Origin of the sequence: Bradyrhizobium iriomotense (assembly GCF_018129405.1) — a bacterium.
Classification (GTDB): Bacteria; Pseudomonadota; Alphaproteobacteria; order Rhizobiales; family Xanthobacteraceae; genus Bradyrhizobium; species Bradyrhizobium iriomotense_B.
Window position 1 is genome coordinate 115,513 of the sequence record NZ_JAFCLP010000014.1, and the last position, 13,079, is coordinate 128,591.

The 13,079-nt window shown below is 65.4% G+C and carries 10 protein-coding genes; 7 read left to right on the forward strand and 3 right to left on the reverse strand.

Features of this window, described 5'->3' with window-relative positions; all coding sequences use genetic code 11:
• Nucleotides 1-177: 177 nt before the first annotated feature.
• Nucleotides 178-789 carry a TetR/AcrR family transcriptional regulator gene (locus JQ592_RS25635; RefSeq protein ID WP_211405553.1) on the reverse strand — a complete coding sequence of 204 codons (612 nt, stop codon included), beginning with the start codon at nt 787-789 and terminating at the stop codon, nt 178-180.
• 131 nt (nt 790-920) lie between these two features.
• On the opposite strand from JQ592_RS25635, the gene JQ592_RS25640 reads away from it, so the two are divergent.
• The 4 genes from JQ592_RS25640 to JQ592_RS25655 all read left to right on the forward strand — a co-directional run bounded on the left by JQ592_RS25640 (nt 921) and on the right by JQ592_RS25655 (nt 7,738).
• Nucleotides 921-2,153: a cytochrome P450 gene (locus JQ592_RS25640; RefSeq protein ID WP_211405554.1), complete on the forward strand. Its 1,233-nt coding sequence runs from the start codon at nt 921-923 to the stop codon at nt 2,151-2,153.
• 289 nt (nt 2,154-2,442) lie between these two features.
• Entirely contained in the window at nt 2,443-6,087 is a 3,645-nt protein-coding gene (locus JQ592_RS25645) for an AsmA family protein (RefSeq protein ID WP_211405555.1), read from the forward strand.
• Nucleotides 6,088-6,328: 241 nt separating this feature from the next.
• Complete coding sequence (locus tag JQ592_RS25650) at nt 6,329-7,453, forward strand: DUF2336 domain-containing protein (protein WP_211405556.1); 1,125 nt, start codon at nt 6,329-6,331, stop codon at nt 7,451-7,453.
• Nucleotides 7,454-7,495: 42 nt separating this feature from the next.
• Nucleotides 7,496-7,738, forward strand: coding sequence for a hypothetical protein (locus JQ592_RS25655; RefSeq protein ID WP_211405557.1), 243 nt, complete (start codon nt 7,496-7,498; stop codon nt 7,736-7,738).
• Nucleotides 7,739-7,867: 129 nt separating this feature from the next.
• On the opposite strand, the gene JQ592_RS25660 is transcribed toward JQ592_RS25655, so the two are convergent.
• Complete coding sequence (locus tag JQ592_RS25660) at nt 7,868-8,884, reverse strand: zinc-dependent alcohol dehydrogenase family protein (RefSeq protein ID WP_211405558.1); 1,017 nt, start codon at nt 8,882-8,884, stop codon at nt 7,868-7,870.
• A 141-nt stretch (nt 8,885-9,025) separates the two neighbouring features.
• On the opposite strand from JQ592_RS25660, the gene JQ592_RS25665 reads away from it, so the two are divergent.
• Nucleotides 9,026-9,922 (forward strand): LysR family transcriptional regulator, encoded by an 897-nt coding sequence (locus tag JQ592_RS25665; protein ID WP_211405559.1) that lies wholly within the window; start codon nt 9,026-9,028, stop codon nt 9,920-9,922.
• A 76-nt stretch (nt 9,923-9,998) separates the two neighbouring features.
• Here JQ592_RS25665 and JQ592_RS25670 read toward each other — a convergent pair whose 3' ends face one another.
• Nucleotides 9,999-10,301: a hypothetical protein gene (locus JQ592_RS25670; RefSeq protein WP_349630491.1), complete on the reverse strand. Its 303-nt coding sequence runs from the start codon at nt 10,299-10,301 to the stop codon at nt 9,999-10,001.
• Nucleotides 10,302-10,866: 565 nt separating this feature from the next.
• On the opposite strand from JQ592_RS25670, the gene JQ592_RS25675 reads away from it, so the two are divergent.
• Entirely contained in the window at nt 10,867-11,535 is a 669-nt protein-coding gene (locus JQ592_RS25675) for a hypothetical protein (protein ID WP_246820663.1), read from the forward strand.
• A gap of 83 nt (nt 11,536-11,618) precedes the next feature.
• On the forward strand, nt 11,619-13,055 hold the full coding sequence (locus JQ592_RS25680; RefSeq protein ID WP_211405560.1) for a DUF1254 domain-containing protein: 1,437 nt from the start codon (nt 11,619-11,621) through the stop codon (nt 13,053-13,055).
• Nucleotides 13,056-13,079 lie beyond the last annotated feature (24 nt).

Consider the following 13,079-nt stretch of genomic DNA (forward strand, 5'->3'; position numbering starts at 1 on the left):
TGTGCTTGCTTTTCTTGCTGTTGGTGCAGCGCCTTCTCGTCCGGTTATTCCCGGATCGCGTCGCTCTTGAATGGCAGTTACGTCCTGGCATCGCGAGGTGCAAATTAAATCTGGTACAACATGCGGCGGTGGACGTTGAGTGTGTCCTTTTGATCGCAAACGCGCGCGGACGCGAGCCTAGTTCGACGAAAGTCCGGTCCTCCGCCGCAAATCCGTAATTGCACGCAGAAAGCTGTCGGCCGGCGTCGTTTCCGGATCGATCAGCCGGTGCAGGCGAAAGCCGTCTTCGAGCGCGAGCACGACGGAGGCCATCCAGGGCGGGTTCACCGTGTCGCCCTTCGCGTTGCCCTTCAATGTCGCCTCGACGATGTCGGCGACGAGCTTGCGCCGCGCGCGCAGGCGTTTGGCAAGTTCCGGCCGCCGCTTCTCGGCGCGCGCGACGTAGAGGATCATCTCCATGTGAAGGAGGGGCGCGCGGCCGAGCGGATCCTGCTTGCTGCGGTCCATCGACTTGAGTGCCGCGATGAAATCGTCGAGATTGTCGTGCTGGGCGAGGATGTCCATGTTGCGGCGGATCGACTGCGCGACATGGTCCTCGAGCATGGCGATGATCAGCTCGTCCTTGCTCTTGAAGTTGGAATAGAACGCGCCGCGGGTGAAACCCGCCGCAGCCGCGATCGCCTCGATGCTGGCGCCGCCGATGCCGTCCTCCTCGAACACGCGCGCGGCCGCCTCGAACAGCCTGTCGCGCGTATCGTCCCTGGTCGGCCTGGTTCTCACCCTTGACATCGGCGCAGCTTAGGGCAGAATGCAACTCGATACAACAATGTATCGAGTTGACAATAAAAGGGGATGGTTACGCCGCGCGGGCAGGGGCTGCCGGCGTATTCGTGTCATGCGGCAACCGGTTTGAGGTCACCATGAACGAGCAAGTGCAGAACGCCGGCGGTGATCCGCTGTTCAATCCGCTGTCGCCGGACTTCATCCGCGATCCCTATCCGCACTACGACCGGCTGCGCGCAATCGACCCGATCCATGTGACGCCGTTCGGCCAGTTCGTCGCCAGCCGCCATGCCGATGTCAGCCTCGTGATGCGCGACAAGCGCTTCGGCAAGGATTTCGCCGAGCGCTCCAGGCGCCGCTACAGTGAAAAGATCATGGACGAGCCGGTCTTTCGGAATCTGGGCCACACGATGCTCCAGGCCGATCCGCCGGATCACACCCGTTTGCGCGGCCTCGTGGTGAAGGCCTTCACCGCGCGGCGCGTGGAGGACATGCGGCCGCGAATCCAGGAAGTCGTCGATCAGACCCTCGATGCGATGGTCGATCGCGGCCAGATGGACCTGATCAGGGATTTCGCCTTCCGTCTGCCGGTCACGATCATCTGCGACATGCTTGGTATCCCGGAAGAGCACCGCGAGGGGTTCCACAAGGGCTCGAGCGATGGTGTGCGGATCCTGGATCCTGTCCCCTTGACGCCGGACGAGATCAAGCAGGGCAACGCGCGCAACCTGATGGCGCAGATGTATTTCCAGCAATTGTTCGAACTGCGTCGCCGCAATCCCGGCGACGACCTCACCACGCAGCTGGTGCAGGCCGAGGAGGACGGCAACAAGCTCACCAACGAGGAATTGACCGCGAACATCATGCTGCTGTTCGTCGCCGGGCACGAGACCACCGTCAATCTGATCGGCAATGGCTTGCTCGCGCTGCACCGCAATCCGGACCAGCTCGCGCTGCTGAAGGCGCGGCCGGAGCTGATGACGAACGCGATCGAGGAATTTTTGCGCTACGATTCCTCGGTGCAGATGACCGGGCGGGTCGCGCTGGAGGACATCGAGGATCTCGGCGGCAGGCAGATCCCCAAGGGCGAGACGGTGCTGTGCCTGCTCGGCTCGGCCAACCGCGATCCGGCGGTCTACCCCGATCGCCCCGACCGGCTCGACGTCACCCGGGCGAACGTCAAGCCGCTGTCGTTCGGCGGCGGCATCCATTTCTGCCTGGGGGCCCAGCTGGCGCGGATCGAGGCCGAGATCGCCATTGCCACGCTGTTGCGGCGGCTGCCCAACCTGCGCATCGACGACGTCGAGAACCCGAAATGGCGGCCGACCTTCGTGCTGCGCGGCCTGACGCAGCTTCCGGCGAGTTGGTAGGAGTCGGCATCGCCTCTGCAAGCGCAGACCCTCATCCTGAGGGCCCGCGAAGCGGGCGTCTCGAAGGATGGCCGCAGGCGAGAACCGGGCCTCCATGGTTCGAGACGGCGCTGCGCGCCTCCTCACCATGAGGGTCTCCCCAGCGTTAACCTCCGCGCGCAACAGTCGCTGTGACTTCGCCACACTTCCCTCTATATAAGGGGCTGTTCCGGCGCGCCTGAAGCCTCAAGGCCAAGGTTTGCAGGGGCCAAGGTTTGGCCCGGGTGCCGGTTTGGCCGAGGGGAGACCCGTGCAGACGACGCTGCTCGGATTGGCGATTGCCTTCATCTTAGCGCTGCTGGCCGCGCTGATCGGGCCTTACTTCATCGACTGGAACCAGTTCAGGCCCCAGTTCGAGGCGGAGGCCGGCCGGATCATCGGCGTACCGGTGCGGGTGGCGGGCGAGCTCGACGCGCGGCTCCTGCCGGCGCCGACCTTGCGGCTGCGCTCCGTGACCTTCGGCGGCAACAACGATCTCGGCCGGCTGCGCGCCGACAAGCTCGACGTCGAGTTCAGCCTGGGCTCCCTCATGCGCGGCGAATGGCGCGCCACCGAGCTGACCGTGGGCGGCATGGCGGTCGATCTCGGCCTCGATGCGCGCGGGCGGGTCGACCTGCCGTCCACCGCGAGCGGCAGCTTCAACCTGGCCTCGCTCGCCATCGAGCGGCTGAATCTCACCGGGCGTGTCGCGCTGCATGATGCCGCCAGCCGTTCGACGCTGGAGCTGACCGACATCGCATTCTCCGGCGACGTCCGCTCGCTCGCCGGCTCGGTGCGCGGCGACGGCAGTTTCAAGGTATCAGGCACGCGCTATCCGTTCCGCATCTCCTCCGGCCCGAGCGCCGACGGCAGCGCCACGCGTCTGCATCTCAACGTCGATCCCGGCGAGCGCGCGATCCTGGCCGATCTCGAAGGCGTGCTCGCCTTCGAAGGCCGCCAGCCGAAATTCGACGGCGCGTTGACGCTCGCCGTGCCCGCGGCGAAGAAGCCCGGCGAGGCGGGGCCGACGCCGTGGAAGCTCACCGCAAAACTCAAGGCCGACCCGGCCGGCGCCAGGTTCGACCAGATCGATGCGAGCATCGGCACCGATGACAACGCATTGAAAGCCGGCGGCGTCGGCGAGCTCAGGTTCGGTGCTTCGCCTTTGCTGCGCGCGGTGCTGTCGGCCCGCCAGATCGATGCCGACAGGCTGGCGGCGAAAAACGATTCCGAGCCGCTGCGCATCCTGCCGGCGCTGCGCGCTGGCCTCGCCGCGATCCCGCAGGCGCCGATCCCGGCGCAGATCGAGTTCAACTCCGACCAGATCATGCTCGGTGGCCGCCCGCTCCAGAACATCGCGGCGGAGCTTGCGACCGACGGCCGGTCCTGGACCTTCCGGCGGCTCGAGTTGCGCGCGCCGGGCATGACGCAGCTCTCGCTCAACGGCGCGACGCCGGGCGCCGACAGTTTCAGCGGCCGCCTCAACGTCGAGTCGTCCGATCCCGATACGCTGGTGGCCTGGCTCCAGGGCCGCAGCGAGATCAACCGCCGCAGCACGCGGCCGCTGCGCCTTGCCGGCGACGTGACGATCGCCGCCAACCATCTCGCCGTCGACAGGCTGAAGGCCGAGATCGAGGGCGGTGCCGTCGAGGGGCGAATTGCCTTCGTCCAGACCGGCGCGAGCAAGGGCTCGCGGATCGACGCCGAGCTGAAGGCCGACCGGCTCGATCTCGATGCCGCCGCGAGTTTTGTCCGCGCGCTGGCGGGGCCGCAAGGTGAATGGCCGGAGGAAGCAAAGCTGTCGCTCGATGTCGGCCGCGCCATCTCTGCCGGCCAGGAGCTGCGGCCGTTCGCGGCAAAGCTCGGCTACTCGCCGGCGTCGCTGTCGCTGGAGCAGTTGCGGTTCGGCCAGACCAGCGGCGTGACCACGGAAGCGAGCGGCAGCTTCGACCGCACCAGGGCCACCGGCAAGCTCGCGCTGAAATCCTCAGGCAACTCGCTGCGCGAGCTCACTGCGCTGATCGAGCCGCTTGCGCCGTCGGTGCGCGCGCGCTTCGATGCGCTCCCGGCACTGCCGGGCGCAACCCGCCTGAAGCTCGACCTCAGCCTCGACAGGAGCGCCGAGCATGCCGATCGCAGCGACGCCCGCGCCGTGCTCGATCTCGACGCGCCGCAGCTCAAGGCCAATGCGACGCTGGCCGCGCAGACACCGGTAGCAGCCGTCAACGGCATCGATCTCGACAAATTGCGGAGCAGCGACTTCACGCTGGATTCCAAACTGTCGACCCCGCAGGCCGGCGCATTGCTGGCCCTGCTCGGGCTCGATCGCGTGGTGGCCGCAGGCGAGGGCGCTTCGCAGTTCGAGGGCCGCTTGAGCGGTGCCTGGCGCCGGCCGCTGCAATTGAACGCAAAAATCAGTGGCGGCGGATTGGATGCGGATGCGCAAGGGACTGTCGAACTGTCGGAGCCCAAGGCCAGCGTGAATCTGCGCGTGCGCAACGTCAACCTCGCGCCGCTGTTCGGGACCGGTTCGGCCGACAAATCCGCGCAGAGCGTCAGCCTGTCCTCGCGCCTCACGCTCTCCGGCAACCGCCTGACCTTCGACGATCTCGACAGCAGCGCAGGCAGCTCGCGTCTGCGCGGGCGTCTCGCGGTCACGCTCGATCAGGAGAAGAGCGTCGACGGCGAGGTCGGTCTCGATACGCTCGACCTTGGGCCTGCGTTTGCGATGGCGATCGGCGCGGCGGGACGCGATGCGGGCGAGCCGCTCAGCGCGGGGCTGCTCGGTGGCTGGCGCGGCCGCATTGCCTTTCAGGCGTTGCGCGGCACGATGCCCGGCGGCATCGAGCTGCGCCCGTTCGGCGGCACGATCCGCAGCGACGGCCAGTCGCTCGCGCTCGATGGCCTCAAGGGCGGCGTCGGCGGCGGCGAGATGTCGGCGAGCTTTGACGCGCGCAATGGCGCCAATGGCCTGGCACTGAACGCGCGGATCGAGCTCGGCAATGTCGATGCGACCGTGCTGCGCTACCGCGATCTCGCGCTGCCGAAGGGACGGGCGTCGGTGCAAATGGCACTGACCAGCCAGGGCCGCAGCGTCGCGGCGCTCACCGGCGCGCTCGCCGGCAACGGCACCGTGACGCTCGAATCCGCCGAAATCTCCGGCCTCAATCCGCGCGCCTTCGAGATTGCCATCCGCGCCAGCGACGGCGGCCAGGTCAGTGACGACAACCGCCTGCGGCAGCTGGTCGAGCCGGCGCTGGCGGCCGGTCCGATCGCGGTCGCCTCGGCGCAGATCCCGTTCACGATCCGCGACGGACGGCTGCGGGTCGGCGCGACGCCGCTGGAGGCCAAGAACGCGCGCGCCATCGTCTCCGGCGGCTACGACATTCCCGCCGACCAGGCCGACATCCGTGCCAGCCTGACGCCGATCATGACCGGGCTCTCCGGTGCACCGCCCGAGATCCAGCTGTTTGCGGCAGGTCCCCCCGATAGACTGAGCCGCACCGTCGACCTCGCGCCGCTGTCGTCATGGCTTGCGGTGCGCACGATCGATCGCGAGACGCGCCGTCTCGATGCGATCGAGCGCGGTGAGCCGCCGCCGGCAACCGCCGCGCTGCCGACGCTGGTCTCTCCGGATGCCGCGCCCGAGCAGGTGCCGGCCAATGTGCCGCTGCCGGGCCAGGACCCGCGCCGCGCGCCGCCGCCCAAGAAGGCCGCGCCGACGCCGAAGGCGCCGCAGGCCGCGCCCGCCGCGCCAAGCCCTCCGCTCACAAGCCCTCCACTTGCGAGCCCGCCGCTCGCAAGCCAGCAGGTCGCGCCATTGCCGCCGCCGATCGAGGTGCGGCCGGCGCCGGGCCCTCCGCCCGCAAAGCCCAAGCCGAAGCCGCCGCTGGTGCTGACGCCGCAGAATCCGTGATGCGACGGTGCTCCCCGCAGCGCTCGATGGTCACCTCTTCCTAGCGGGAAGAGGTGTAGCAGCTTGCCGGCCGGTTAACGCATTCCCTCGCATTTGAATGAATTTTCGTCGGCAAAACTGATTTGCCGATTTTACCGAATTCTCGCGTTTCATCTCTAGCGTTGGATCCCAGAGGAATTCGGCGTCGCGCCGAGCAGGCGGGACGACTCGCCAAAGAACGACCAAGAACTGGGGTATCGAGATGAACGCGGCGAAATCGCTTCTACAGGATCTGGACGACGCGATCGCGCGCGGCACCGACGAAAGCCGGGCACGCGCGTTGTGGCATGCGACCGACATTCTGATCACCGGCCGCTACAGCGACGACGAGATCAGCATGTTCGGCGAGGTGATCGGCCGGCTCGCCGACGAGATCGAGGTCGCCGCCCGCGTGCAGCTGTCCGAACTGATGTCGGCCTGCGACCACGCTCCGCTCAACGTCATCGAGAAGCTCGCCTTCGACGACGCCATCGAGGTCGCCGGCCCCGTGCTGCGCGATTCCACCCGGATCGACGAGAAGGTTCTGGTCGAGAGCGCCCTGACCAAGGGCCAGGCGCATCTGCTCGCGATCTCCCAGCGCCAGTCGATCGGCGAGGCCGTGACCGACGTGCTGGTCAAGCGTGGCAACCATGAGGTCGTGACGTCGGTTGCGAAGAACGAGGGCGCCCGCTTCTCCGGCTCGGGCCTGCTGCACATGGTCCGCCGCGCCGAGGGCGATTCGATCCTCGCCGAGCAGCTCGGCCTGCGCAAGGACGTGCCGCGCCACATCTTCCAGCAACTGATCTCGAAGGCGTCGGAAGACGTCCGCCGCCGCCTCGAGACCGAGCGCCCCGAGATGATGGCGCAGATCCAGAGCTCGGTGACCGAGGTCACCGGCGATCTTCAGTCCAAGTTCGGTCCGTCCTCGCGCAGCTATTTCGTTGCCAAGCGCGTGGTGACGACGCAGTACCGCCAGGGCAACCTCAACCAGGATTCGATCTCGAATTATGCGCGCCAGCACCGCTTCGACGAAGTGCAGATCGGCCTGTCGCTGCTGTCGGCGCTGCCGGTCGACGTGATCGAGCGCGCGCTGATGGACCGCAACCGCGAGATGATCCTGGTGCTGTGCAAGGCGCTCGACTTCTCCTGGGACACCACCATGTCGCTGCTGTTCCTCGGTGCCAAGGATCATCTGATCACCGCGCGCGACCTCCAGGACAATGAGCGCGAATACGGCCGGCTCAAGATCGAGACGTCGCGCAGCATTCTGAAATTCTACCAGTCGCGCAAGAACAGCGCGGGTGCCGATTCCGCTTCGGGCCGTCAGCCCGAGCTCCAGGTTCACTGAACAGGTTCACCGAGCGGGAATTCGAGAGGGGAGTATTTGCAGATGTTGCCTCAATTCGGCACCGCGGTTCGCAAGAAGAGCCTCGACAAGGTCGTCGCCACAGACATCGGCGGCGGGGCACCGGACAAGGCCTCGGTGGACGCCGCCTGGCTCGTGCTCGAAGCCGCCAACGACCTCGGCGACCACGCCGCGATCGAGGCCTGCCGCCGCGTCATCGATGCCGAACTGAACGGCACGGTGGCCCGCAGCTCGGACGTCGATCTCGTGGTGGGATATTTCCGGTAAGATTTTCGTAGCCCGGATGGAGCGAAGCGCAATCCGGGGTCCTTCTCGCGCGGACACGGTGGTCCCGGATTACGCTGCGCTCCATCCGGGCTACACACCGTCATTGCGAGCGCAGCGAAGCAATTTCTCTTACACGGTGATCAACGTCTTGATCGCGCGCCGCTCGTCCATGGCGCGGTATCCCTCGGCCACCTCCGACAGCGGCAGCTTGAGATCGAACACCTTGCCCGGCTTGATCCTGCCGGCGAGGACGCGGTCGATCAGGTCCGGCAGGAAGCGGCGGACCGGCGCCGGCCCGCCGAGCATGCGTCGCTGCGCGAAGAACATCGCCTCGCCTTCGAAGGTCACGCCGTGAGGCACGCCGACATAGCCGATCGACCCGCCGGGCCGTGAGCAGGCGATCGCCTGCGTCATCGATTGCTGCGTGCCGACGCACTCCAGAACGGAATCGGCACCGACGCCGCCGGTGAGATCCTTGATGCGGGCAACACCTTCTTCGCCGCGCTCCGCCACGATGTCGGTGGCCCCGAACTCTGTGGCGAGCTTCTGCCGCGCCGCGTGCCGGCTCATGGCGATGATCCGCGCCGCGCCCATCTCCTTGGCCGCCAGCACGCCCATCAACCCGACCGCACCGTCCCCGACCACGACGACGGTCGACCCTTCGCCGACGTTGGCAGCGTCGGCGGCATACCAGCCGGTGCCGAGCACGTCGGAGGTCGCGAGCAGATGGGGAATGAGATCGGCCGATGGAAGCTCCGCGGTCGCCACCAGCGTGCCGTCCGCCAGCGGCACGCGCGCGAAGGGGGCTTGTGCGCCGGACATGAACTCGCGCTGCACGCAGGAGGAATGGAAGCCGAAGCGGCAATGCGGGCAGGTGTTGTCGGAGATGCAGAATGAGCCGACGACGAACTGCCCGGGCCGCACCGTCTTCACCTCGCTGCCGACCTCGACGACGACGCCGCAATATTCGTGGCCCATATGCGCGGGGCCGTCGGTCGGCTGCAGGCCGCGATAGGGCCACAAATCCGAGCCGCAGATGCAGGTCGCCGACAGCTTGATGATGGCGTCGGTGGGCTTGAGAAGCTTTGGGTCGTCGACCGCTTCGCAGCGAACGTCGCCGGGACCGTACATGAGCGTTGCCAGCATGGTCGTATCCTTTCGGGGTTTGAAAGCCGCGGTCGTCCGCAGCGTCCAGATAGCGCCCCGCGCGCAACCCGATTAGATGGAATAGTCCGCTTGCATTGATCGACCTCGGGCATAAATGGTGGGTTTCAGCGGCGGACAACCATGGCCAGGCACGATTTCAACGATCTCTTGTGGTTTCTCACCGTCGCCAGGGAGCGCAGTTTCACCAAGGCGGCCGCCAAGCTCGGTATCGCGCAGTCGACGTTGAGCCACACCATCAAGCGTCTGGAAGACCAGATGGGTATCCGGCTCCTGACGCGCACGACTCGCAGCGTCGGTCTCACTGAAGCGGGCGAGCGCTTGCGGCTGTCGATGGCGCCGCGCATTGCCGAGATCGAGGCCGACATTGCCGACCTCATGGCATTCCGCGACAAGCCCTCGGGGCGGATCCGGATGACGATTTCGGACCATGCGTTTCACAGCGTGGTGTGGCCGAAGTTGCAGCCGGTCCTGAAGGATTACCCGGACATCAAGCTCGAGGTCAGCCTCGACAGTGGATTTCGCAACATCGTCGAGGAGGGATTCGACGCCGGCGTCCGCCTCGGCGAGAGCGTCGAGAAGGACATGGTCGCGGTGCGGATCGGACCGGACTGGCGACTGGTGGCCGTGGGCTCACCCGGCTACTTCGCCGAGCACGGTGCGCCGACGCACCCCCACGAGCTCGTGCGGCACAATTGCATCAACCTGCGCATGGAACGGGCGGGCGGGCTCTATGCGTGGGAGTTCGCCAAGGCAGGCCAGGAGCTTCGCGTCCGCGTCGACGGACAATTGACCTTCAACAATTCCTACGCCCAGGCTGACGCAGCCCTGAAGGGATACGGCATCGCCTATGTGCCGGAGAACATCGCACAGCAGCACATCGCATCCGGTGACCTCGTACTGGTCCTTGACGATTGGTCGCCGACGTTCGACGGCTACCACATCTACTATCCGAGCCGCCGCCAGAACGCGCCCGCCTTCAAGGTCATCGTCGACGCGCTGCGCCATCGCGGCGAGTGATGGTGGCGGCGAAGGCGGCCGACATGCAAAAAGGCCCCGCCGAAGCGAGGCCTCCTTGTACGTGCGCTGGCTCGCATCAATCGTCCCAATGATGATAACGACGGATCACGACGCCGCGGTCGTAGTCGCGGTCGCGATGGTACCAGCCACGATGCCAGCCGCGGTCATGCTGGTAGATGCGCGCGCGGGGGCCATCATAATAGTCCCTGTCGCCGCCGACATAGACGCCGAAGCCGGCCGCGTTGGCGATGGTAGGGGTACCGATTGCAAGCGTCGCTAGCGCTGCAAGAGCGTAAGTCAGCTTCTTCATCTGTTCCTCCTTGGTCTGCATCGTCGCCTGGTCAACGGCTGCCGCCAGTACCTGTTGCAGGAACAGCAACGAAACTTTCTTGAATGGCTGTTCAGGTCGGTTGCATCCAAGCGCTTCATCGAAGCTCCTGACGGAACCGTGCCAGGCGACAGGACGCAGCCAACCATGCCCCTCGAAAAGCGGGTGCCATTGTACTTCAGCAACGTAAGGCTGAGATTCCCTTGATCTAGATCAATCAGAACGGGGGCCGTTCCGTTTCTCCTACACCTGAACACGGAATGGGCTCGATCTCGTCGCGAGCAGGGAGCGTCTGATACCAAGCATCAAGTTCACCCATCCGGCGCGTGCAACGGCTTTTCGACACCAATCGCTGAACCCAATACGTATTGCTCACACCCATTCATGGAGCGATGCCATATGCGACAGCATGCAACTTGCTTCACCTTGACTGTGGCCGGGCTGCTCTGCGCGCCCGGATGGGCGACAGCACAAACTGCGCCTGCAGCCCCCACGTTGGGCGCAACTTCGCGCGCGCCAGGGGAGAATTGCTTTTAGACCGGTGCGGACGAACGCGTGACCTTCCGCGAGCAAATTTCGAAAAGGCTTAGCCGAACTCCCAACAGGAGACGCTGACATGACGAGAGGCCTAAGACTGGTTCAGATCGCGGGGGTGCTCGCAGCAACCATAGCGCTGGGCGCGGAAGCAGCTGTTGCGCAAACCGCTCCGCCGGCGCCATCGATGAAAACAATCGGCACGCCCACGGCCGCAGCCAAGCCAGACATCGTGCCCTCCCTGTTCGTGTTGAATTCCCGCGGCGCGACGCTGCAAGGCGATACCCTGACGCTGACCGGCGTGACACCGAGCGCCATCATATTTGCCGATCGGCCGGTCAGGGCGGCAGGCCACCAGCCGACCGCTGACGTCATCGCGGAATGGGGATCGGGTGACGACAGCTTTGCCAAGAATCCTCCGAACGCGACCGTATCGGTGCTTGGCAAGGAGGGTTCCGTGAAAGACGCCGTCGTCGTGCTGAAGAATCCGAAGCTCGAGGGCGACAAGCTGACCTTCAATGTTCAGATCCTCGAAGGTGATCTCGCCGGCGCGGATGGCGGGGCTGCCCTCTTCATCGACATCATCGGCCGCCCGTTCACGCCGCTGTCGTTTGCGGGCGTAGCGCGTCGCTCCGCGTTTCGCGGTGCGATGTATGCCGGCGCCGTGGGAGCGGCGGCATACGCAGCGCCCTATGCGTACGGCTACGGCCGCCCCGCCTGCGGCTATTACCCTTATCCACCTTGCTATTGAGGCGAGTGAGAGGGCGACGCGCGGGCCCTGTCAATGAAAAGCGACAACAGTTTTCGATATCGAATCCCAAGGAAGTCCATCCCATGAGCATCACCCGTCGCAACGTCATGATTGGCAGCATGAGCCTGCTCGCCGGCACCTCGATGAGCGCACCAACTCGCGCCGAGCTTGGTGAACTTCTCGGCATCGGCGAGGGACTTGAGGATTTCGCGCTCGCCACTGATGCCTACATCTACGGCTATCCGCTGGTAACGATGGAGATGACGCGCAGGGTCATCACCAACGTCGCGGCACCGGAGGGGACAAAGGCGCCGATGGGGCAGATCATCAAGCTGCGCCAGTATCCGAATGCGTCCTTCCGGGACGTGACTGCGCCGAATGCGGACACGCTTTACACCACCGCCTTCTTCGACGTCGGCAAGGAGCCGTGGGTGCTCAGCCTCCCCGACATGAAAGGCCGCTATGCACTCTTTCCGATGCTGGACGGCTGGACCACGGTATTCCAGGTGCCTGGCAAGCGAACCACCGGCACCGCCGCGCAGACCTACGCCATCACCGGACCCGGCTGGAAAGGCACGCTGCCGGCCGGTGTCAAGGAGTACAAGTCGCCCACCAGCATCGTGTGGCTGCTCGGCCGCATCTACTGCACCGGTACGCCGGAGGACTACGCCGAAGTGCACAAGTTGCAGGACGAAGTCAAACTCGTGCCGCTGAGTGCCTACGGCAAGCCCTACACGCCGCCGCCGGGCACGGTCGATCCGTCCCAAGACATGAAGACGGCAGTGCGCGAACAGGTCAACCGCATGGACGCGACGGCCTATTTCACACTGCTTTGCAAGCTGATGAAGGACAACCCGCCGGCGGCTGCGGATGCGCCTCAGCTCGCCAGGTTCGCCAGGATCGGCATCGTGCCGGGACAGGATTTCGATGCAAGCAAGCTCAAGGCGGATTTCGTCAAGCGCGTCCCGGAAATCGCCGTTGACCGGATCATGCTCCAGTTCAAGATCAACAAGGAGGTGAAGGATGAGAATGGCTGGGGATTCACGACCAAGACGGGCATCTACGGCACCGACTATCTGATGCGGGCGCTGGTCACTGCCATCGGGCTCGGCGCAAACCGGCCGCAGGATGCCGTCTATCCGACTTCATTGAAGGATGCGGAGGGCCGAAAGTACAACGGCGCGAACAAATACGTCATGCGCTTCCCCAGGGGACAGTTGCCGCCGGCGCAGGGTTTCTGGTCGGTGACGATGTATGACGCCGACTATTTCTTCGTCAACAACCCGATCAACCGCTACTCGATCAGCGCGCGGCAGAATCTGAAATCCAACCCTGACGGCTCGACCGACCTCTACATCCAGAAAGACTCGCCGGGGAAGGACAAGGAATCGAACTGGCTGCCGGCACCGGCAGGCGACTTTGTGCTGATGATGCGGCTGTACTGGCCGAGCGAGAAGAATCCCTCGATTATCAACGGATCATGGAAGATTCCGCCGGTGAAAAAGGACGGGGTCGCGTGAACCTCACCACGCTTGCGTTGGGGG